General features: G+C 37.0%; 25 protein-coding genes and 1 pseudogene. 6 read left to right on the top strand and 20 right to left on the bottom strand.

Translation table 11 applies throughout. The features are described 5' to 3' along the window. Window positions 1-16: 16 nt before the first annotated feature. Entirely contained in the window at window positions 17-421 is a 405-nt protein-coding gene (gene mscL / locus Q3V31_RS12925; RefSeq protein ID WP_000266993.1) for a large-conductance mechanosensitive channel protein MscL, read from the top strand. 47 nt (window positions 422-468) lie between these two features. Here the strand turns inward: mscL and Q3V31_RS12920 are convergent, their stop codons facing one another. After that, complete coding sequence (locus Q3V31_RS12920; protein ID WP_000636596.1) at window positions 469-741, bottom strand: DUF3917 domain-containing protein; 273 nt, start codon at window positions 739-741, stop codon at window positions 469-471. A gap of 151 nt (window positions 742-892) precedes the next feature. On the opposite strand from Q3V31_RS12920, the gene dhp61 reads away from it, so the two are divergent. From dhp61 to Q3V31_RS12905, 3 genes are all read left to right on the top strand, one after another. Further along, window positions 893-1,189 carry a protein Dhp61 gene (dhp61, locus tag Q3V31_RS12915; protein ID WP_000389943.1) on the top strand — a complete coding sequence of 99 codons (297 nt, stop codon included), beginning with the start codon at window positions 893-895 and terminating at the stop codon, window positions 1,187-1,189. 83 nt (window positions 1,190-1,272) lie between these two features. Beyond that, window positions 1,273-1,509 (top strand): DUF3949 domain-containing protein, encoded by a 237-nt coding sequence (locus tag Q3V31_RS12910; protein ID WP_000637886.1) that lies wholly within the window; start codon window positions 1,273-1,275, stop codon window positions 1,507-1,509. Between the two features lie 15 nt (window positions 1,510-1,524). Continuing rightward, a complete protein-coding gene (locus Q3V31_RS12905) occupies window positions 1,525-1,887 on the top strand; it encodes a DUF4288 domain-containing protein (protein ID WP_000271417.1) in 363 nt (120 codons plus the stop codon). 34 nt (window positions 1,888-1,921) lie between these two features. Here Q3V31_RS12905 and ccpA read toward each other — a convergent pair whose 3' ends face one another. The 5 genes and pseudogenes from ccpA to Q3V31_RS12880 form a co-directional block, all read right to left on the bottom strand. Beyond that, on the bottom strand, window positions 1,922-2,920 hold the full coding sequence (gene ccpA / locus Q3V31_RS12900) for a catabolite control protein A (RefSeq protein WP_001103287.1): 999 nt from the start codon (window positions 2,918-2,920) through the stop codon (window positions 1,922-1,924). Window positions 2,921-3,196: 276 nt separating this feature from the next. Continuing rightward, window positions 3,197-4,270, bottom strand: a pseudogene (locus tag Q3V31_RS12895) (bifunctional 3-deoxy-7-phosphoheptulonate synthase/chorismate mutase). 237 nt (window positions 4,271-4,507) lie between these two features. Continuing rightward, window positions 4,508-5,524, bottom strand: a complete 1,017-nt coding sequence (locus Q3V31_RS12890) for a CamS family sex pheromone protein (protein ID WP_033656793.1) — start codon at window positions 5,522-5,524, stop codon at window positions 4,508-4,510. A 112-nt stretch (window positions 5,525-5,636) separates the two neighbouring features. After that, window positions 5,637-5,963 (bottom strand): bacillithiol system redox-active protein YtxJ, encoded by a 327-nt coding sequence (gene ytxJ / locus Q3V31_RS12885; RefSeq protein WP_002067603.1) that lies wholly within the window; start codon window positions 5,961-5,963, stop codon window positions 5,637-5,639. A 2-nt stretch (window positions 5,964-5,965) separates the two neighbouring features. Continuing rightward, window positions 5,966-6,475 carry a DUF948 domain-containing protein gene (locus tag Q3V31_RS12880; protein WP_001197724.1) on the bottom strand — a complete coding sequence of 170 codons (510 nt, stop codon included), beginning with the start codon at window positions 6,473-6,475 and terminating at the stop codon, window positions 5,966-5,968. A 187-nt stretch (window positions 6,476-6,662) separates the two neighbouring features. Between Q3V31_RS12880 and Q3V31_RS12875 the strand changes: the two genes are divergently transcribed. Next, complete coding sequence (locus Q3V31_RS12875; RefSeq protein ID WP_000654729.1) at window positions 6,663-7,778, top strand: aminopeptidase; 1,116 nt, start codon at window positions 6,663-6,665, stop codon at window positions 7,776-7,778. 39 nt (window positions 7,779-7,817) lie between these two features. On the opposite strand, the gene Q3V31_RS12870 is transcribed toward Q3V31_RS12875, so the two are convergent. From Q3V31_RS12870 to Q3V31_RS12805, 14 genes are all read right to left on the bottom strand, one after another. After that, window positions 7,818-8,264, bottom strand: a complete 447-nt coding sequence (locus tag Q3V31_RS12870; protein WP_000717591.1) for a hypothetical protein — start codon at window positions 8,262-8,264, stop codon at window positions 7,818-7,820. Next, window positions 8,261-8,665 (bottom strand): PH domain-containing protein, encoded by a 405-nt coding sequence (locus Q3V31_RS12865; RefSeq protein WP_001010607.1) that lies wholly within the window; start codon window positions 8,663-8,665, stop codon window positions 8,261-8,263. Before Q3V31_RS12865 ends, Q3V31_RS12870 begins: the two co-directional genes overlap by 4 nt. A 77-nt stretch (window positions 8,666-8,742) precedes the next feature. Beyond that, entirely contained in the window at window positions 8,743-9,234 is a 492-nt protein-coding gene (locus Q3V31_RS12860) for a GNAT family N-acetyltransferase (RefSeq protein WP_071735160.1), read from the bottom strand. Next, window positions 9,231-9,779 (bottom strand): GNAT family N-acetyltransferase, encoded by a 549-nt coding sequence (locus Q3V31_RS12855; RefSeq protein WP_000494646.1) that lies wholly within the window; start codon window positions 9,777-9,779, stop codon window positions 9,231-9,233. Before Q3V31_RS12855 ends, Q3V31_RS12860 begins: the two co-directional genes overlap by 4 nt. A gap of 192 nt (window positions 9,780-9,971) precedes the next feature. Then, window positions 9,972-11,282: a UDP-N-acetylmuramate--L-alanine ligase gene (murC, locus tag Q3V31_RS12850; protein WP_000219455.1), complete on the bottom strand. Its 1,311-nt coding sequence runs from the start codon at window positions 11,280-11,282 to the stop codon at window positions 9,972-9,974. Window positions 11,283-11,534: 252 nt separating this feature from the next. Next, on the bottom strand, window positions 11,535-12,653 hold the full coding sequence (locus Q3V31_RS12845) for a nicotinate phosphoribosyltransferase (protein WP_000658379.1): 1,119 nt from the start codon (window positions 12,651-12,653) through the stop codon (window positions 11,535-11,537). Between the two features lie 61 nt (window positions 12,654-12,714). After that, entirely contained in the window at window positions 12,715-16,632 is a 3,918-nt protein-coding gene (locus Q3V31_RS12840; RefSeq protein ID WP_329765389.1) for a DNA translocase FtsK, read from the bottom strand. 156 nt (window positions 16,633-16,788) lie between these two features. Beyond that, entirely contained in the window at window positions 16,789-17,727 is a 939-nt protein-coding gene (locus Q3V31_RS12835) for an N-acetylmuramoyl-L-alanine amidase (RefSeq protein ID WP_329765388.1), read from the bottom strand. 40 nt (window positions 17,728-17,767) lie between these two features. Continuing rightward, the gene (locus Q3V31_RS12830; RefSeq protein WP_016130354.1) at window positions 17,768-18,112 is read right to left on the bottom strand and encodes a hypothetical protein; all 345 of its coding nucleotides are present in this window, start codon (window positions 18,110-18,112) and stop codon (window positions 17,768-17,770) included. Window positions 18,113-18,256: 144 nt separating this feature from the next. Further along, window positions 18,257-18,871, bottom strand: coding sequence for a YtpR family tRNA-binding protein (gene ytpR / locus Q3V31_RS12825; protein ID WP_001006781.1), 615 nt, complete (start codon window positions 18,869-18,871; stop codon window positions 18,257-18,259). Beyond that, complete coding sequence (locus Q3V31_RS12820; RefSeq protein WP_000784610.1) at window positions 18,868-19,680, bottom strand: DUF1444 domain-containing protein; 813 nt, start codon at window positions 19,678-19,680, stop codon at window positions 18,868-18,870. Before Q3V31_RS12820 ends, ytpR begins: the two co-directional genes overlap by 4 nt. A gap of 79 nt (window positions 19,681-19,759) precedes the next feature. Then, window positions 19,760-20,074: a thioredoxin family protein gene (locus tag Q3V31_RS12815; RefSeq protein WP_000838192.1), complete on the bottom strand. Its 315-nt coding sequence runs from the start codon at window positions 20,072-20,074 to the stop codon at window positions 19,760-19,762. Between the two features lie 83 nt (window positions 20,075-20,157). Next, complete coding sequence (locus Q3V31_RS12810; protein ID WP_000869947.1) at window positions 20,158-20,667, bottom strand: DUF84 family protein; 510 nt, start codon at window positions 20,665-20,667, stop codon at window positions 20,158-20,160. Between the two features lie 296 nt (window positions 20,668-20,963). Then, window positions 20,964-22,037, bottom strand: coding sequence for a M42 family metallopeptidase (locus Q3V31_RS12805; protein ID WP_001031515.1), 1,074 nt, complete (start codon window positions 22,035-22,037; stop codon window positions 20,964-20,966). 148 nt (window positions 22,038-22,185) lie between these two features. Between Q3V31_RS12805 and Q3V31_RS12800 the strand changes: the two genes are divergently transcribed. Continuing rightward, window positions 22,186-22,497 (top strand): PepSY domain-containing protein, encoded by a 312-nt coding sequence (locus Q3V31_RS12800; RefSeq protein ID WP_000118537.1) that lies wholly within the window; start codon window positions 22,186-22,188, stop codon window positions 22,495-22,497. Window positions 22,498-22,561: the final 64 nt, after the last annotated feature.

Genomic DNA, 22,561 nt, shown 5'->3' with positions numbered 1-22,561 from the left:
AGGATGGGATTGACACATGTGGAACGAGTTTAAAAAATTCGCGTTCAAAGGGAATGTAATTGATTTAGCTGTCGGGGTTGTAATCGGTGCTGCATTCGGTAAAATCGTTAGTTCTTTAGTAAAAGATATCATCACACCATTACTTGGTATGGTATTAGGCGGCGTTGACTTTACAGATTTAAAAATTTCATTCGGTAAATCATCTATTATGTATGGTAACTTCATCCAAACTATTTTTGATTTCTTAATTATTGCAGCTGCTATCTTTATGTTTGTTAAAGTTTTCAACAAACTAACATCTAAAAGAGAAGAAGAAGAAGAAAAGAAAGAAGAACTTCCAGAACCAACAAAAGAAGAAGAACTTCTTGGCGAAATTCGCGATTTACTAAAACAACAAAATTCTTCTAAAGATAGAGCATAATTGAACGGACAAAAGGCATGCCCCTTAGGGACATGCCTTTTTTTATGCTATAACGTTTCCGAATTCATATGAATAAATATAATAATACCTGCAACCATCAGTACCATAATGCTACCTGCAAATAGTGTAATACCAATAAACATTAAGCTCGTACTTAAATCTATCGAAATACTTTCAGTAAAAATTGAAATTACATACGTGATAAGGGCGATTCCTGCAAGAATACTTCCTGGAACAAATCGCTTTAAGCCATTTTGTTTTAACGTCATATATGCAAAAATAGCAGTCATACAAAGCGTAATTATCCAAAGAACGATCATCTCTTCTCCCCCCTCACAAGCCTTTTCTTTCTATTATACATGACATTGCCCTATAATAGGTGAATTTGCACTTGTGTGACATATAACAAGGAATAACCCCATCTATAGCGAACACCTTACAATATAATCCAATAAAATAAGGAGGTTTCATTTGGAAGATAATATTGTGGGATATTTTAAACAAGTAGAGCGATTCGATTATATTACAATCGACTTAGACAAAACGTTTTTTTATATCGAAGTTGTACAAGTAGCAACAAATATAGTTTTGCTAAAAATATCACTTAACTTGGATAAGGGTGAAACGATTGTAGCTGGCAATGTAAAGCAATATGATCCTTCTAGGTTAGAGCATTTAGTACAAAGTTTTAAACGCACTGCACAAACATGCCTCGAACATAATTTACGAAATCCCGAAGAACTTTTCGCTTTTTGGGAAGAGAATTAATCCACTTTGAAAAGTTGGTTATTTTTTTCTATAAATTGATATGATTAGTGCATACAAATTTTCTTTTTAAGGGAGTGTTCATAATGATCTGGATTTCACTAATCGTATTAGCCTATTTCATCATTCTCGTTCCAATACAGTACAACTATATTAAGATACTTAAGACAAAGCAGGAGAAAATGAACGTTTCGCAAGATGAACTTTACGACAAAATGTCTTATGAAGAGTCCCAAATACATTATCATTATCAAAGTAATATATTTACAATACCAGCCTCACTTGTAGCAAGTATTGTTTATAGAGTAAAACATCAAGCATAAGGAGAACACTCTCGTATGTACGCTGTAAAATTATTGTTTGAATCTGTTCATTCAGGTGAGCCTAATCCTAGTAAAATGGATGAGCATTATGAAGAGAATCACGATACGCTTTTTGAAGAAAGTATTATTCTTGTTAAAGCAAACAGTTTAGAAGAGGCTCATGAACTAGGGGAAAAGGTAGCTATACAATCTGTAGATACGTACGATAATATGTACGCTCAGCAAGTAACGTGGAAATTTCGAAAAGTGCTTCATGTTTTCGAGTTAGACGATACGCCATTTGATACAGGAAAAGAATTGTACGCAAGATTTTTACATGTTAAGAAAAATGAAACTGTAGATACAGTAGTAAAAAAATACTACCCTGAATATGAATAAAAGCTCACAGCAATTGCTGTGAGCTTTTTTATTCTTACTTCGTTGAATCTCTAAATTGGATACGGTGAGGTAAGATAACAGTGTGATCTTCCACTTTTTCTTTGTTCATATACTTTGTTAATAGACGCATTGCTACTGCACCGATATCATACATTGGTTGTACAACTGTTGAAAGCTGCGGGCGTACCATTAATGCAAGGCGTGTGTTATCAAAGCCAAGCACTTCTACATCAGTTGGTACGTTTAATCCAGCGTCTTGTGCTGCGTGGATTACACCTAGTGCCATTTCATCAGAAGATACGAAGATTGCTGTTGGCTTTTCATCACTGCTCCAAAGCTTTTCGAATGCTTCGATACCTGAATCATATGTGTAATCTCCATCGATTACAAGATTTTCATCATATGAAATACTTGCTTCTTCTAAAGCTTTTTTATAACCTTGTAACTTCTTCGCGCTTCCCGCTTTATCAATGAAAGGACCAGAGACGAAACCGATACGCTTATGTCCTTGCTCAATAAAGTGCTTCATCGCATCGTAAGCTGCTTGTGTATAATCAATGTTCACTGATGGCGTTTCATTTTGATCATCAAATGACGCTGCTAATACAATTGGTACTGGAGACTTTTTGAATTCTTCAATGTGAATGTCTGTAATATCTTCACCCATGAAAACAATTCCGTCCACTTGTTTTCCAAGCATCGTATTTAATAAATGGAACTCTTTCTCTTTGTTTTGGTCAGAGTTACTTAAAATGATGTTATATTTGTACATTGTTGCGATATCTTCAATTCCACGAGCAAGTTCTGCATAAAACGTATTTGAGATATCAGGAATAATAACACCCACTGTAGTTGTCTTCTTACTTGCTAGTCCACGTGCTACCGCATTTGGGCGGTATCCTAAACGATCAATTGCTTCTAATACTTTCTTTCTTGTTGTAGGCTTTACATTTGGGTTACCGTTCACAACACGTGATACGGTAGCCATTGAAACATTTGCTTCACGAGCTACATCATAGATTGTTACGTTCATCTTTTCGCACACTCCTTCTATTTATGTTATCTATTTTTATGTATCGGTTCACTTGAATGAAAAAAAGACATCAACTCTATTTGCAGATGCCAACAATCGTCCCGAGTTCTTCCTTTTACTAATGATACGATAAAAACGCAGGCTCATACAATATTTTCCCGCAAAAGTTTCGAAAAAATTCGCTTCTTTTCTCGTATTTTCGTATTTTTTATGCAAAAAAGGGCAATTTTTGTAAAAAGTCTATGTAACAAGGGCTACATAGACTAAAAAATCTTTTTATAATTTACTTCCGAATGCTTTTAATTCTTTCATAAACTCATTGAATTCTGGAATATCCATTTGTTGTGCTGCATCTGATAATGCAACTGCTGGGTCCGGATGTACTTCAGCCATAATAGCATCAGCACCAATTGCCATAGCCGCTTTTGCAGCTGGTAATAGAAGGTCACGTCGCCCTGTAGAATGCGTTACATCGACAACGACAGGTAAATGTGTTTCTTTCTTTAAAATTGGCACAGCGGAAATATCAAGCGTATTACGCGTTGCTGTTTCATATGTGCGAATACCTCGTTCACACAAAATGATATTACCATTCCCCTCTGCCATAATATATTCTGCCGCATTAATAAATTCTTCAATTGTTGCGGATAAACCACGCTTTAATAATATCGGCTTATTTACAGCACCAGCTGCTTTTAATAGCTCGAAGTTTTGCATGTTGCGAGCGCCAATTTGAATAACATCAACATAATCTAATGCCATTTCAATATCATTCGGATTTAAAATTTCACTAATAACAGCTAAATCATATTCATCTGCAACTTGGCGTAAAATTTACAATCCTTCTAATCCAAGACCTTGAAAATCATATGGAGATGTACGAGGCTTGAAAGCACCACCACGCATTAGTTTCAGACCTTGCTCTTTCATTGCTTCTGCAACTTGGCTTACTTGTTCATAGCTTTCTACAGCACATGGTCCCATAATAAAATGTTGGTTTCCATCTCCTATTTTCTCTCCATTAATCTCCACGATCGTATCTTCTGCTTTTTTCTTACGAGAAACAAGTAGCGCTTTGCGATGATCGTCTTCTTGTAGTTCTAAGCCAGCTTGAAAAATTTGTTTAAAAATATGTTGTAAGGTCGATGTTTCAAATGGACCATTATTATTCTCCGCAATTAAATTCATCATTTCTCTTTCACGTACAGGGTCAAAACTTTTCACACCTTGTACTTCTTTTAAGTTTCCAACCTCTTGTACGAGACGGCCTCTTTCATTCAATAATTCTAATAATTGTAGGTTGATTTGATCGATGCTAGAACGTAATCGATCTAATTCTTGTGATGCCATAAGAAAGCCACCTCTTTTAAATTTCTTCATTAACTTTTTTAAGATAACTTATTATAGCTGATACATACGAGGTTGTCACACGATATACAACATAGAATAATGTATGAAAAAGATAGAAAAAAGACGTGGAAATAGCATCATAAGAAAGCAGAAAATCCGTAGTGTAAATTTAAATTACTGTATTCCGGAAAATTTATAAAATAAAAAAAGACAGCTTAAAAACTGTCTTTTTTTATTTTATAGGAAAGAAACGAACGGTTTATCGCTGTTCTTCTCTTTTATAATAACAGCCTCGATTTTATTCTCAGACTTTATCTGTAATTGAACTTTAGCATCTTTAGGGAATTTTTCTAACATACTTTGAGCAGCCATTTGAGAAAGCGCCATTAATTCTGACTTACCATTATATTTAACGACAATATCCATCTTTAATTTATCCATCTTATTTTGCTTATAAGAAATCTTAGCATTAACAGGGATATAATCTCCTGGAGAAAATGCCTTCATTGCTTTAGAAAAATCCTTTAGCTTATCATTATCTTCTCCATGTGCCGCCTCAAATTCTTGAGAAGGATACGAATACGACTTTTCATCAATAGTATCCCAATTTCCAAGGTTAGTCTCGTTCTTTTGAACAGTAGCGCTTGAAATATAAGTACCATTCTTTAAAGAGCTTGTGCTTTCTTGCTTAAATATAGCAAACGTAATTGAAGATTTGTTATATTTATCATTTTTATTAATAGCTTCTATAAGTTGCTTGGCAACTGCAGTACCTTTAGAAATAGCTTCTTCATTAGATACACTTGAAGACATGGCTAAACCAATAACAACACCAGATAAGCTTAGTTCATTTGAATTCTGTTTGCCGAAGTAGTCCTGTTCTATAATATTAGTCAAAACCGGTGCTTCTTGTTTCGTAACTAATTCATCAATTGTTTTCTCTGGAATATATTGATTTAATTGTAATACGTAATTTTCTGTATCGAATTGTTTTGAAGCAATATTCATTAAACCATTTTCATATTCTGCTAAATCTAGTTTAGAATTAGTTTTAACATTAACTGTATTAATTACCTTTTGTTCTTTTAAAGGAATAACCGTTCTATAGTAATCCTTAGAAACAGCAGTTCTTGGAATCATACTTTTTTCTTTCGTATCTTTCTGTACAACTTCATCTTTCTTCTCAATAGTATTATTGCTGCAAGCCCCCAGTAATAAACTTAAGCTTGCGATGAATAACGCCATTTTCTTCATTGCTTCAAACCCACTTTCAAAATTCAATTTACTTAGTTTTAATGTATCTATAGTGTACCATAAATATATTGCAACAAAATAAAAAAGAAGCAAGCCCTTCGCTTGCCTCCCCCTATTTTACATTCTCTTCTAAAGCTTCTTTTTTAATATTCCAGTGCGATGTATGCCATACTACCATTCCATCTTTTATGTATAGCACTTGCGGAGATTCATGCTTAATGCTGTACTGCTCTGCAACATGGTTCGAAACATCTCTCGCTTCTTGTACGTATAAGTAATATGCTGGCACTTCTCTTTCTTCACCACAATACGCTTGAAACTCTGTATATGCACCGTGACTAATTGGGCATGTCGTACTATGTTTAAAAAGAACGTAAGGCTCGTTCTTTTCTACTAACGCTTCAAGTTCTTCAATTGTTTCAATCTTCATCATACTCATCATTACTCACCTCTCATGCGAAGTCTAGAGCGTTTCTCTCTCTTTTCAGCCTTCTGCTCAGCTTTCTCAAGTTTACGCTCTTCTTTTTCAATCTTTTTTTCTTGTCTCGTAGCACGGTAATGGTTGTATACTTCAATTGCTGCACTGCTCCATTGCACAACTTGTGCTACTTTATCTGCATTATTTTCAATTTCGTCCGTAACAGACTCTGATACATTGCGAAGCTTCGTATTTAAAGAGTGAATCGTCGTTCCGATTCCATCCACACCTTCTACTACTTTATTTAACGACTGTGACTTCTGTTGAATATCATCAGCTAACGCATTTGTCTTATGTAATAATTGCTCCGTCTCTACGCTTATTCCTTGCATTTGCTTTTCTAAACCTTCTAACGTGCTCGCAACGTTTTCTAACGTTTTCTGAACCGATAACAACGTTCTGCATACATACACTACTAATACAGCGAAAGCAACCGCGATAATAGCCGCACTTACATATAGAAGAACTTGCATTTCATCACTTCCTTTATCTTTTTCATACTTTCTCTCATTATACAATCATTTTCCGTTTCGTTCTAATCCCTATCTTTTCATTAGAATTTTCATACTTATTCGTTAACTTTAACATAAATGATTCAACAAATTCCACTAAGTAGGTTACAATAGGAAAGGATACATAATTAGTAGGGAGGCTTTACATATGAAAGATCCACGCATTGAAAAGTTAGCATACAATTTAATTAACTACTCTATCCGCTTACAAAAAGGCGAAAAAGTATTAATTGAAAACTTTGGCTTACAAAAAGAACTTGTAACTGCACTTGTAAAAGAAGCATATGCAGCTGGTGGTTTCCCATTCGTTTCTTTAAAAGATCATCAAGTAGATCGCTCTTTATTAATGGGTGCTACTGAAGAACATTTCGAACAAATCGCTGCATATGAAGCGAGCGTAATGAAAGATATGGACGCTTATATCGGCCTTCGCTCTGGTGATAACATTAACGAACAAGCTGACGTTCCAAGTGAACGTATGAAAGTTCATGGCCAAACAGTTGGCAAAAAAGTTCATAGAGACATCCGCGTTCCAAAAACACGCTGGGTTGTTCTTCGCTACCCAAATGCTTCTATGGCGCAGCTTGCTAAAATGAGCACAGAAGCTTTCGAAGACTTCTACTTCGAAGTTTGTAACTTAGACTACGGTAAAATGGATAAGGCGATGGATAGCCTTGTTACATTAATGAATAAAACAGATAAAGTTCGCTTAACTGGTCCTGGAACTGACTTAACATTCTCTATTAAAGACATTCCAGCTATTAAATGCTCAGGTCATTTAAACATTCCAGATGGTGAAGTATACTCTGCACCAGTTCGCGATTCTGTTAACGGTACAGTTTCTTACAATACACCATCTCCTTACAACGGTTATACATTTGAAAATGTACAACTTAAGTTTGAGAACGGCCAAATCGTTGAAGCAACTGCAAACGATTCAGAACGCATTAACAAAATCTTCGATACAGACGAAGGCGCACGCTACGTTGGTGAGTTCGCAATCGGCGTAAACCCATACATCTTGCATCCAATGGGAGACATTCTATTCGATGAAAAAATCGATGGCAGCTTCCACTTCACTCCTGGACAAGCTTACGACGATGCATGGAACGGCAACAACTCTAACATCCATTGGGATTTAGTATGCATCCAGCGCCCTGAATACGGCGGCGGCGAAATTTACTTCGACGACGTACTAATCCGTAAAGACGGACGTTTTGTTGTTCCTGAATTAGAAGCTTTAAACCCAGAGAACTTAAAATAATAATAAAAGCGCTCGGAATTTTATCCGAGCGCTTTTCCATTAATACTCTAATAATTTTTTAGCCACATCTTCTGATACTTTAAAACTATTTTTATTTTTTATTTTATTAATTTTCAATTCAACCTCAACATAAGGAACATCTTTATATACTGTCATAGTACCAATTTCATGTAACTCTTTTTTATCTTTACTCGAATCCAATAATTTTGGTGTATCCTCTTGATACATTTTAAACGTTTTCCCTTGCGGAGTATCCATAGGAGCCGATTCCATTTCCCACTCATCCATTTTGATTGATTCAAACAACTTTGTGATTTCTTTCTTATCGGTAATTGTTTTTTTATCACTCGAATCAATAAGGGATTCAACTTCAATTTTTTGTGCCTTTTCTAAGCTAACGTCAGATTTCTCTTTCTTCGCACTACATCCTATTAAAAGAATCGATGTCGTTAATAAAAATAAACAGAGCGCACAGATTTTTTTCATTTCTCACCCACCATTTCTATTTTCACATATGGATTTTCTTTCTCAATAAGCGCCAAGAATTCATTCATATCTTGTGGCATCCCAATCATATGTACCTTATATGAATTCGTCGTAATTTCAAGAGACTTCCCAACTTGGCGAATAATTCTAATATCTTTCAATACAACATCTTCATTTAAAACGCCGTATTTTAGCACACCATTTTCTACTTTATGTTTTTTAATAAATATTTCCCAAACGAGAGGACCATTTACAATGAAGCATAACCCCATCCCAATTAGAGCTGAAACCCAATCCCCTTTTCTTGTAAAGAACATTACAATCGGATATACCACCATGAAGGCTAACGTTAGACTAACGCAAATTATCGCAGACTTACTTCTTTGAATTGGAAAGTTCATACCCACACCCCCTAACCTAAATTATACCATTATTTCCATTTTAGTTCATAAAAAAAGATCATTTATAAATGATCTTTTTAAACAGTATATCTATAAAATTTCTTATCTACCTCTAGCACTGGAAAACTTTTTGGCAACTCTTCTATATTCACGCTTTGAAAACCATTCTTTTCGTAGAAACGGTGTGCTGCTAGAAATTTAACTGTTGTTCCTAAATAAATGTCTTCCAAGTTCTTTTCCTTCGCCCAAGAAATTGCCGTTTGAAGTAGCGTATGTGATGCGCCCCATTCTTTTCCGCGGAACTCTTTCTTCACAAACATTTTTCTTAGCGCCACTTGATGCTTTCCAATATCTAATAAAGCTACCGTTCCAACTACTTTACCATCATAAGTTGCTACCCAAAAATTTCCGTTGTCCCTTTGATAGAACGTTTCTATTTCTAGTAAGTCCGGCTGCTCTTCTTTCGTAATTGGGACATTGTACTCTTTTTGCTGAATATGAACAATGAGATCTACTACTTCATCTTGAAACTTACTTTCATATGGAATAATACAAATCTTCTCGTTCATCGAATATCCTTCCATTCCGAAGCTAGTAAACTATATACAGTAATATCCTGAAAATGATCGTACACCCATTCTTCATCTCGTAAAATCCCATCTATCTTAAAACCTAAACGCTCTGGAATTGCACGGCTTTTCGCATTTTCAACACCGCAACGAATTTCAATTTTATTTAGCTTTAAATTATCAAATGCATAATGAAGCACAGCCTTCACACTTCGCGTCATAATACCTTTTCCACCAGCATCTTCTGCAAGATAATAACCAAGACTCGTCGCTTTCTTGCCCCAACTCACCGGATGAATGCCTACCATCCCAACAAGCTTTCCTTTATAACGTATACCAGTTTCAAACCCATCTCCTTCTGCAAATTTCTTTAACCACATTGGAAAAATCTCATTATACGCATCAGCAGATTTCGTCCCATCTACCCATGGAAGCCATCTTCTTAAATGGGTACGATTCTGATCTATTAATTCATATAGTTCCTCTTTATGATGCTTTTCTAATAGTTGTAGTTCAATTTCATCATCTACTCGGAGTGTGAACATGTTTTTAGCCCCTTTTAGTTTTCTTATTATTCTAACATTTTAAATTAAAGGAATGCACCATAATATATCAACAATTCTTAAAATATATCGAACACAGCTGTAGTTATATCGACTTACCGACTAGATTCGACAACGCTGTTCAACCACAACAGCACAAAAAAGACGCACAGCCGTAGCTATGCGTCTTTTCTATTACTTCTCTGCAACTTGAACTTCTTTTACGTAAGCCGCTTCGAATTTTTGGATGTCTCCCGCGCCCATGAAAATTAGAACGCCGTTTTTATGTTTCTTTAATACATCCGTTGTTGTATCTGTAATTAGTTCTGCACCGTCAATACGCTTTTGCAGATCTTCAATTGTTAATTCACCTTTGTTTTCGCGCGCTGATCCGAAAATATCACATAAGTATACTTGGTCAGCTTTGCTTAGGCTTTCCGCGAACTCATCTAAGAACTTTTCTGTACGTGAGAATGTGTGCGGCTGGAATACAGCGACAACTTCACGCTCTGGATGTTTCTGGCGAGCTGCTTCAATCGTTGCATTAATTTCTGTCGGATGGTGTGCATAGTCATCAATGATAACTTGCTCTCCCATTGGCTTTTCATTAAAGCGACGTTTTACGCCTTCAAAAGTTGTTAGCTGATGCTTAACTGCTTCTACATCAACGTTTTCATAATGGCAAAGCGCGATTACTGCTAATGCATTTAATACGCTGTGATCGCCATATCCTGTGATTTTGAACGTGTCATAGTACGTATTACGAACAAATACGTCGAATATAGTACCATCTGTTCTCTTTTGAATGTTACGTGCTTGGAAATCATTATCTTCTCCAAATCCATAGAAAATAACAGGTACTTTCGCTTGAATTTTTTGAAGTTCTTCATCATCACCACATGCAATAATGCCTTTTTTCACTTGCAATGCCATCTCTTGGAATGCATTGAATACATCATTGACATCTGTAAAATAATCTGGATGATCAAAATCAATGTTTGTCATAATTGCATAGTCTGGATAGTAAGACAAGAAATGACGACGATACTCACAAGCTTCAAATACAAAATACTTACTATTTTCTACCCCATGCCCCGTTCCATCTCCAATAAGGTATGATGTTGGGTGTGCACCTTGCATTACATGGGCTAACAAACCAGTTGTTGATGTTTTTCCATGTGCACCAGTTACAGCAACACTTGTGTACTGATTCATAAGATCACCTAAGAAGTGATGGTAACGATGTACTGGGATATTTAACTCTTTTGCTGCTACGATTTCTTCATGCGTATCAGGAAATGCATTTCCTGCGATAATCACTTGTCCTTCTTTAATATTATTCTTATCAAAAGGAAGGATGGAAATACCACGCTTTTCCAATGCTGTTTGTGTAAAGAAACGCTTTTCATAATCAGACCCTTGAACAGTATGCTTCATGTCATGAAGAATTTGCGCTAATGAACTCATTCCTGTTCCTTTAATTCCTACAAAATGGTAAACTGTCATCTTAAAGAACCTCCAACATTTCGAACTAATACAACGGCCTATCTATAAGACAGTATATGAATCTTTTCTTATTTTGGTAATCATCATACATTTCTGATGAAGCGAAGTTTTCTTTAATCTTCACTTATCAGGATAACCACGTACGTACTTCTTTTTATGTCCATAACAAACTTATTATAGCAAAAAACCAGCTGTTATACTATGATAACAGAAAAACTGATAGGGTCAATCACCTATCAGTTTTTCTCATTTTTACATATCTTCTTTTGTTTCTAATTGAACACGCTCTAAACGTGGATTTGGACGGTATTTACGACCAGCTTTTGCTTCTGGTTTTCCATTTAATTCTACGTTATCACCAGTAAAGCCAATATTCATTTTTAATAAGCTACTTCCTACTCCATATATATCGACAGGAACATTTTGAGCTTCAAATTCACGAATACGCTTCTCATCAAATCCACCAGTTACAACGATATCTACATGTTGGAACCCTTCCTCATCAAGAGCCTTACGAAGTGCAAATACAAGCGATGGATTTACACCACGTGGATCAAATGTTCCAAGTACTTCTGGGTGACGAATGAAGTATTGATCAATCATTGTACGAGACGTATCGACACGCACACCTTTTAATGTTGATCCAAATTCACGAGCTACGCGAAGTGCATCTGTAATGACATCATTATTGTAATCAATTAATACAACTAATTCATCTTCTGGGAATTTCTTATGATACGCTTTTGCAGCTTCAACAACATCACCATTAAACATTTGAATTAATGCGTGAGGCATCGTCCCCATACCACTTCTGCCCCACCACTCATTCATTGCATGCGTCGCTTGTGCGCTCATACCTCCGATGTATGCCGCATAACCGTCACCAGCTTGTTGCGTATAATGATCATCACGATCTCCCATGAAAATAACTGGTTTTTCTTTATCTACACTACGTGCAGCTTGGACAACATTATATACGTTTGTCGCAACTGATGTACGACGGGCTAAAATCCCATCAATTACACCTTCTAAAAATCCGAAATTTTCATAAGGACCATGAATTGTTAACACTGTTTCAAACGGACTAATATTATCGCCATCCTTTAAAGAATGAATTTCTAATTCCTCAGGATTTTTGGCAAATGTTTGTAGCAATGCGATTACCTCATCTGTTCCGCAAAGAACTGCATGTTCCTTTTGGAAAAACTGCATTGTTACAACACTTTTCGGGCGAAATTCTTCAATAATTTCTCTAGTTTTTAAAAAGTAAACGGCAGAGAACCATCCTTCTCCAACGCGCTCGTCAAATTTAAATGTTCTATTTGTTAATCGATTTATTTCACCTTTTAATTTTAATTCAATTTCTTTCATGTCGCTTTACTCCCTACTTTACTATCCAACATTTTCTATTAGTATACAGCAAAACCGTTTACTATACATTTGTTTCCTGCATAGCAGCGAATTCATCCTCAGAAATAAGGACATCTCTCGGTTTCGTTCCTCTTCCTTCAGAAATAATCCCTTGCGATTCCATCTCTTCAATTAGACGTGCCGCGCGATTATAACCGATGCGGAATTTTCGCTGTACAGAAGATGTGGACGCTCCCCCTTGTTCTACAACAAATTGACATGCATCAAAGAACAATTCGTCTTCCGACTCAGCTTGTTCTGTTTTCGCTAATAAATCCTCTTGCTTAAATAAGTAGTTCGGCTTCATTTGCTTTCTCACATGATCAACTGTTTTCTCAATCTCATCATCCGATACATATACACCTTGTACACGAACCGGTTTAGACGTACCGTTTCCTAAGAATAACATATCACCACGGCCAAGTAATTTCTCCGCGCCCCCAATATCGATAATCGTACGCGAATCAACTTGAGATGATACTGTAAACGCAATACGCGTTGGAATGTTTGATTTAATTAAACCTGTAATAACGTCTACAGATGGTCTCTGCGTCGCAACTAATAAGTGAATACCACAAGCACGAGCTTTTTGTGCAATACGACAAATCGCTTCCTCAACATCACCAGGAGCAACCATCATTAAGTCCGCTAACTCGTCAATGACGATTACAATATAAGGTAATGTCTCACCTGGGATTTCTCTCCCACTTACAATCGTATTGTAACGAGTTAAGTCACGAGCACCAGCATGCGCAAACAATTCATAACGACGTTCCATCTCTTCAACTGCCCACTTTAGCGCAGCTGTTGCTGCTTTTACATCAGTAATAACAGGTGCTACAAGATGTGGAACAGAATTATATGGTGCAAGCTCAACCATCTTCGGATCGATTAACATTAACTTCACTTCATGCGGCTTCGCTTTATATAAAATACTTGTTAAAATCGCATTAATACACACACTTTTCCCTGAACCAGTTGCACCCGCAATAAGTCCGTGTGGCATTTTTCTAATATCCGTTACAATTGGATCGCCTGAAATATCAAGTCCAAGCGCAACTGTAAGCGGTGATTCACTCTTTGTAAATACAGGACTTCTTAAAATTTCACGAAGAAATACTGGCTTACTTTCCTTATTCGGAACTTCAATTCCAATCGCACTTTTCCCTGGAATCGGTGCTTCAATACGAATATCTTTTGCAGCTAAACTTAACTTAATATCATCGCTTAAGTTTGTAATTTTATTTACTTTCACACCCGGATCTGGCTGTACTTCAAAACGAGTTACAGCTGGACCTTGTGACACATTAATAACATGTGCTCCAACATGGAAATTATTAAATGTCGTATTTAATAATTCTTTCTGTTCTTCTAACCATTCTGTATTATCTAACGCTGCCTGCTGCGGAACCGATAGCAATGTTAATGGTGGAATGGCGTATGTTGGTGGTGTTTGCAATACATTTCGCATATCGTTCTCTCTTTGATTTACAACATATGCTTTCTCTTGTACTTCCGTACTTGAAATTGGCTCTTGTACTTGCTTTACCACTACTTGCTGCATTGGTTTTTCTTCCACTTGTGGTTCCACTACCACTTGCTGCATTGGTTTTCCTTCCACTTGTGGTTCTACTACCACTTGCTGCATTGGCTTTTCTTCCATTTGTGGTTCTACTACCATTTGCTGCACTGGACTTTCTTCCACTTGTGGTTCTACTACCATTTGCTGCACTGGCTTTTCTTCCACTTGTGGTTCTACTACCACTTGCTGCATTGGTTTTTCTTCCACTTGTGGTTCTACTACCACTTGCTGTACTGGCTTTTCTTCCACTTGTGGTTCTACTACCACTTGCTGCACTGGCTTTTCTTCCACTCGTTCACTGGCAGTTGATTGCATTACGTTCGTTCTTGCCGCATGTCTTTCCATTAATTTCTTTCTGTCTTGCTTTAACATGACAACATTAAATGGGACATGACGTTTTTTCTCACGTTTCGGTTCTTCTATTTGTAAAGCAGGCTGTTCTTCAGCAACTTGCTTCTTTTCTTCCGCTTCTTCAATTAAAACGTTCGCAAAGTTTTGAACATCTTTCTTTGTTTGCTCATCCGTTTCTGAAATTGGTACGAATACTTCACTTTCTTCCTTGAACGTAATTGTTTCTTGTTGAGAAATCACTGGTTGCCCTGCAACTGGTGTATTTTCCACTAAATCTGTATTCATTGTTTCTTCAATTACTGTTTCTTGAGAAATTGGTTCTTCTTCCTTAGTACCCTCTAACTTCGCAACTTCTTCTGCTGCTTCCTTAGCTTCCTCTAATTCTGCAACTTCTTCTGTCGCTTCCTTAGCTTCTTCTAATTCTGCAACTTCTTCTGTCGCTTCCTCAGATTCCTCTAATTCCACAACTTCTTCTGCTGCTTCCTCAGGTTTCTCTAATTCCACAACTTCTTCTGTCGCTTCCTCAGATTCCTCTAATTCCACAACTTCTTCTGCTGCTTCCTCAGGTTTCTCTAATTCCACAACTTCTTCTGCTGCTTCCTCAGGTTTCTCTAATTCCACAACTTCTTCTGCTGCCTTAGCTTCCTCTAATTCTGCAACTTCTTCTGTCGCTTCCTTAGCTTCTTCTAATTCTGCAACTTCTTCTGCTGCTTCCTCAGGTTTCTCTAATTCCACAACTTCTTCTGTCGCTTCCTCAGATTTCTCTAATTCCACAACTTCTTCTGTCGCTTCCTCAGATTTCTCTAATTCCACAACTTCTTCTGTCGCTTCCTCAGATTTCTCTAATTCCACAACTTCTTCTATTGCTTCCTCAGTTGCTTCTAATTCCACAACTTCTTCTGCTGCTTCCTCAGTTGCTTCTTCTAATTCTTCTTCAAAAGCATCTGGTATTTCTATAGTGATTGTTTCTTGAAGCTTTTCATCTGTTGTTACAATTACTACATCTTCTGAAGATTCCTCTTCAACTTGATTTGCTACAACTTCAGCAACAGTTTCTTCTATTTCTGTACTACATTCAATTTCTTCTCGTAATATTGTTTCCACGTTCTCTACTTTAGAATCTATTGACTCTTCTTGTAGAGTTTCTTCGTTATTTTCTTTATTCGATAACTCCACTACATCTTGTTCTTGCTGCAAGGCTTGTACAGTTGTATCCTCTTCTTCCAACTGTCCTACAGTTTTATGAAGCAACTGATCACTCTGGCTTTTTTCTAATGAAGGAACTTGACTCTCAACCTCGTAACCATTTTTCTCTAACCATGCATCCACAACCGATTTTTCTTTTACTTCACTATTTTTTTGTGTTTGTTCGTTCAGTTCTTCCTTATTAGACGAACCTTCTTTTTTGCCTGCTGAAAAATCGGATAATGTATAGCCCTTTTTCTCTAACCATGCGTCCACAACTGATGTTCCTTCAATGGATATTTCAAGATCTTCTCTTTCCTTTTCTTCCTCCTGTACAACCTTCTTTTCTACTGAAGGACGATTATATCCATAAATCGGCGAAATCATCTCTGTTGGACGAAATGGTCTACGGTTACTTTCTTTTGATGGGACGGATGCTTTTTTTACGATAGGCTCTTGTTCCTGTTCATATTGCAATTCCGGCTCTTCATATGTAGGAACTGCTTTTTCCACATATAGTCGTCTGCTTCTTTCCACTTTTATTCCGCTTTGAGCAGACGGCTCTTCATATGTTACTACTTGAACAGGTCGTTCTTCAAAGTGCTCTATTTCTCTTACATCCTCTTCATCGAACCCATTATCCGGTATTAATGGAAAACGGCATTTCCCTGCATTTCGACTTGCCATTTGTGCTTCTCTTGCTTCAGTGTAGTGGTTTACACGAGGAATTTTCGGCTGACTTTCAATTTGTGCCGGTACTTCTTTATTCATCACTGTTTTTTCTTCCTCTTTGTTAAACAGCTTTTTCATCCAATCTAACATGTTTACCACTCTTTCTACTAAATAGTAACATCCTTTATTGTATCAGCATTCGGCAAAAAGTGCAGGTAAAATTAAGCATATTAGTTTTATCCATAATATTCTAATTCGCGATTGTTTTTCTATATGAAAAACGAGGTCTTACATGTAAGACCCCGTTTAATCTTTACTCTTCCGATATTCATCCACACTATCCGTTACACTTTGCAATAAAGAATTTACATACTGTGGGTCAGATAATTTTTTGTCTTCTTCAGGGTTTGACATAAATCCAAGTTCCAATAGTACTCCCGGAACTTTTGACCAATTAAATCCAGAAAGATCATCCCGAAATTTAATTCCATTTACTTTCACCTGATGATTTTGCCTCATTTTGTTTATAATTGTTTGAGAGATTTGAAGACTTTCCGCATAAATTTCTTTCGTATATGGACTTCCTTCTGCTGGCGTCAATACAGCGAACCCACTTTGGTTTTGGTTTTCAGAACCGTCTGCATGAAGACGTAAAAATAAATTCGCCTTATGATCATTCGCAAATGTCGCTCTTTCCTTATTACTTATATCAACCTCATGAGCCGTTCTCGTCATCAACACTTGTATACCTTTTGCTTCCAGTTTTTCTTTCAATAGAAAAGCCATTTCTAATACAAGAACTGATTCCCTCTTTTTCGTTACAACACCAGTTGTACCATCTGTCACTTTATATTTTTGCGTCGCTGCTCCTGGTCCAATCGGCTCTAAATTTAAATTCGCTTTTTGTTGATGCCCTGGATCAATAACGACAAGAAACTTTCCTTGTTTTTCATTACTCTCTACTTTTTGCTCATTATTTTGCAGCGGTTGTTCAGTTGGCTGCACTGGCGTAGTTTCCTCTTTCTTTTCCTCGGCTGGCACTTCCTCCTGCTTATGTTCCACTTGCTTATTCGTTTGAATTGCTTGCGGTTCTTCTTGCTGCTTTTCTACCGGTGCGTCTTCCTTTTTATCATCGTTTTTTTGTTGTACAGAAGATGTTGTTTCTTTTTTCGGCTCTTCTTGCGAACAACCTCCCATATATATTCCAATGAATGCAATCATGCTCATTATTTTTATATACTTCATGCTTCTCTCCCATCACTTTGCACCGGACTCAAAGTATTTCTTATAATTGTTGTATAATCTCATCCATACTTCCAATATAAACAGGCTGCCACGTTTCTGTACCACGCTCTGCAGTATAAACCGGATAAACGTCATCATCCACATTCACGAAAACTGGATCGCCCATATCCGTTTCATATCCGATCGAAATCCATCCTTCTTGCCACTTCCCATTCCCTTCACTTATTAATGAATTTTTATGTTTATCATATCGATAACCGACTTGCCCTTTTTCTAATTCACTTTCGCTAAACAAATAAATTTCATAGGAACCTAACTCGATATCTTGCTGTTTTGAAGTTTCAATTCGTTTCAGAAGTTCTGCAATTTTTGGTTGTTGTTTCATACGTCTATCCCCTTCTTTTTTCTAAATTTTACCTAATACATTTTCAAAATACAATATAGATTTTGAAGAGAAACGTTACAATCCTAAGAATTTCGCATAAAAAAATAGCCCCACATATTGTGAGACTACTTTTTCTTATATCAATTAAAATTTAAATTCTTGTCCAACTTCAAAGCTGTCTTCTAATACAAGAATACCTTTTTCTTGTGGAGCGTCTGGAAGCTCTAATTCACGTGCAGAGCAAATCATTCCAGAAGAAGGAACACCGCGAAGTTCAGCTGGTTTAATTAACATACCACTTGGCATTACAGCGCCGATTTTTGCAACGACAACTTTTTGTCCTGCATCAACGTTTGGTGCACCACATACGATTTGTAATGTTTCTGTACCGATTTCTACTGTACAAATGTTTAATTTATCAGCATTTGGATGCTTCTCTTTTTCAGCTACATAGCCTACAACAAATTTCGGCGTAAAATCAGCTTCTACTTTTTCTTCAAAGCCATTCTTCGCTAAAATTCCGTTAATTTTTTCAACAAACTCTTTCGTTAATGTAACGTTTCCGTTATCTGTTACTTCCACATAAGAAGATGCATTAAAGATGTTGAATCCTGCTGTTACGTTGCTTTCACGATCGTATACACGAGCAACATCTCCTTTGCGGTCAAATGTACGGTTTTCTAAAGTAATATCTTGTAAGGTAACAATTAAAGTGTCACCAATTCCTTCAAGGTTGTAAAAAACGTTCACTTCGTTCATCCTTTCTCTTTTCCATCTGTCTTCTTCCGATTCTTCGCTAAAATAAAGATTGGTTCGAAGTCCCCATCTTCATATACGAATGAAAGTGATGTAATCGGAACATGCCCTTCGGCAAAAAATTTCATTGTCATTTGTGCAATAATATCATAACCGATTTCGTTGACGATATCAGCAATAATTAATACATCTTGGTGAGGAACTGCCACAACCATGTCACCAGAGATCTTTTCACGCATCGATTGTAGTAACGATTCGTTTAAAATACGAGTCGCATCATACCCATCATTTGTGTTTAAAAAGTAGAATGTATTACCTGCTACTGTGTCCTGCTTAAATTCATAACCTAATGAGCGAGCATTAAATAATGCCATTTCACGTACTTGTTGCTCTGTAAGCTCTAATTTTTGCAATAAACGCTCATCAATTAATCGATACGTTTTATTAGAATCTAGCGCATAGTAAATACGTGTTTCCGCCGTGTGGTCCGTCATAATAAACGGATTTCCTTCTTCTGATTGTTTCGGGAAAGAAGTAGAGCGAATAACAGGTAAAATTTTCGCCGTGCTATTTTCTTCTTTATGCATTGCAATTAGCGCTTCTTGTACGTAATAAGCGACCTCTTCAATCGCCTTTTCTTTATTCACTTCCCATTTTGCTACTACTCCTGGAAGTGATACGTTAATACCTTTTTTCGAGTCTGTTTGTTCAATACGAAGAACTTCTTTCTCGCTATCATAATGAAAATTCCATTCTGGTCGAGATAATTTCTTCATTAACTCGTCTTTCATCTTTTTACTTGTCATTTTCATCTCTTTTTCCTCCCTTCCAAAAAAATAACCTCCCCCGCGAAGGTAGAGGTTGTTTTTACAATTCAATTGGCTAATTGTCTTATTTTAAACCTTCAATAAACTCTTCGATTTGCTCTTGTGTTTTACGATCTTTGTTTACATAGCGTCCAGTTTCTTCACCTTTATTGTACGCTACAAAGCTCGGAATGCCAAATACGTCTAATTTCACGCATAGATCAATAAACTCATCACGATCTACATAGTAAAATGAGAAATCACTATACTTCTCTTCTACTTCTGGCATAAATGGATCAACGAAACGGCAATCTGGGCACCATTCTGCTGAGAACATGAAGACTACATTCTCTTCATTTTTTAATTCTTGGAATTGTTCCATGCTTTCTAATGATTTCATCTATATTTCCTCCTCTAACGAGTGCACTTTTTTACACTATAATCTTTTCTTTATACTACCATACATCGCGCATGGTGCAAGGTTTATGCTTGCTTTTCATCATACTTATATTGCCCAACAAGTAACTTAACAACGTGTACAAATAATTCAGTTCGGTCGACATAATCATCTGTAAAAATACCGATAGCACCTTCATGACTACGAATATCTTTTCGCTCTACAAACTCTTCCATCACTTCACTTAGCTCTTTTCCTTCTTCAAGAGGTGCTAAAAAATCGTCAGGTAACTTAATACGTGCCCCGCCAGCAACAAATGTTTTCCCATCACTTGTCGCTAGCGCGCCCCAGTTACACATAAATAAACCGTGCGCTGTTTTCATTACGCCGCCTTCTAGCCCAATACCGATTTGAGCTTCTCCTTCCTGCAGCGCTCGCTTCGCTCTATTTACCGCTCCTTGCATTGTCTCTTCATCTGAGAAAGGCTGGTTTGCTACTCCTGATGGAACAGAAAGAGATGTAACTTCAGCATCTTTCCAAACCTTCTCCACAGCACCAACCTTCGTTTTATTCTTCGATCCAACTACTACTTTCATTTTGTTCACCTCTATAAAATTCATCTTTTCGTCTTAATAAAACCACCCTTTATACGTGGTACGAGCATCTATTAAAAACTGACCGCTACCACTCACCACTGGGTCACCTATTCAACCTAAAAAAGAAGGTGGCTTCCCTCAACATTACCGTCCTCGAACTCAAAACCAACCTTCCTCTCTCTTCCTACCCGCAGTCTTAATACATCGCTCGAGCACCAACTAGGCACTGACTGCGCCCATTCATCGCTGGGTCATCTATTCAACCTAAAAAAAGAAGGGTTTTTCACCCTTCCTCTTTACGCGTTATTCTTAATTGTCTCTAACGTCGTTTTGTCCGTGGCTCTCACAAGCTTCGTAATTAGTTCCTTCGCAGCTGCATAATCATCAACATGTAAAATAGAAGCATGTGTATGAATATAGCGTGCACAAACACCAATTACTGCTGATGGGATACCAGAGTTACTTGTATGTACACGGCCTGCATCTGTACCACCTTGTGAAATAAAGTATTGGTACGGAATGTTATGTGTTTCTGCTGTATCTAAAATGAATTCGCGCATTCCTCTATGAGTTACCATTGTGCGGTCATAAATACGAAGAAGAGCACCTTTTCCTAATTGACCGAACTGCGTTTTATCACCAGACGCATCGTTTGCTGGACTTGCATCAAGCGCATAGAAAATGTCTGGCTGAATCATATTTGCAGCAGTTTGTGCACCACGAAGACCAACTTCTTCTTGTACAGTCGCACCAGAGTATAATGTGTTTGGTAAAGTTTCGTCTTTTAACTCTTTTAGTAATTCGATTGCAAGGCCACATCCGTAACGGTTGTCCCAAGCTTTCGCCATAATTTTCTTTTCATTTGCCATCGGCGTAAACGGGCAGATTGGCACGATTTGTTGTCCTGGTTTTACACCAATCTCAATCGCATCTTCATAGCTATCTGCACCTATATCAATTAACATATTTTTTATATCCATCGGTTTTGCACGTTGCGCGTCACTTAATAAATGAGGAGGAATAGAACCAACAACCCCAATAACAGGACCATTCTTTGTCATAACTTGTACGCGCTGTGCTAATAACACTTGGCTCCACCAGCCGCCTAACGTTTGAAAACGAAGCATTCCGTTTTTCGTAATTTGCGTAACCATGAAACCTACTTCATCCATATGACCTGCTACAAGAACACGTGGGCCAGTTTCGTCCCCTTTTTTCAGACCAAATACGCTACCTAAACCGTCTTGTACAATTTCATCCGCATATTTGCTTAATTCTTGCTTCATAAAACGGCGTACATCATGTTCGAAACCTGATGCACCTTGTAATTCTGTTAACGTACGAAATAATTGTAATGTCTCTTTATTCACGAAGTCCCCTTCTTTCAAACCTTAGTAGAATACCTCTTTTATTGTAACGAAATTTTCGAAATGTTTCTAGTTTCTTCTTTTTTAGTTGCGTTTGCATTATAATTATTATCGGTACACTATTTTTATTTTACAGAATTGAGGTGAATATATGAGCTGGAAAGGTTTAGTAGCAGGTCTTGGCGTTGGGTTCGCAGCTGGTTATTTCGTTGCAAACAAAGTGCAAGAACAATCCCATATTTCTTCAGAAAAAGCATTGAAAATGGTGAAACAAGCATTAAGTCATAAAGGTGAAATTACTGGCTCTTGGGTACATATGGTTCCAGAGACATTTGAAAAATATGATGTCGCATACGAAGTGTATCGCGGTGGCCTTACAACGATGTTAGATGATATACAAGAAAGATTTGAATTTTTAGTTGATGCTAAAACAGGCACTGTTTTAGAGGTTATAGCAGCATAAAAAGGAGGGTTCCCATTAGGTGAACCTCTTATTTTTTTAATCGCCGACAATAAAAAAAGAGGCT

Origin of the sequence: Bacillus nitratireducens (genome assembly GCF_036320425.1) — a bacterium.
Taxonomy (GTDB): domain Bacteria; phylum Bacillota; class Bacilli; order Bacillales; family Bacillaceae_G; genus Bacillus_A; species Bacillus_A nitratireducens.
Note: the sequence above shows the minus strand (reverse complement) of the source record. Positions and strands in the feature narration are given on the sequence as shown.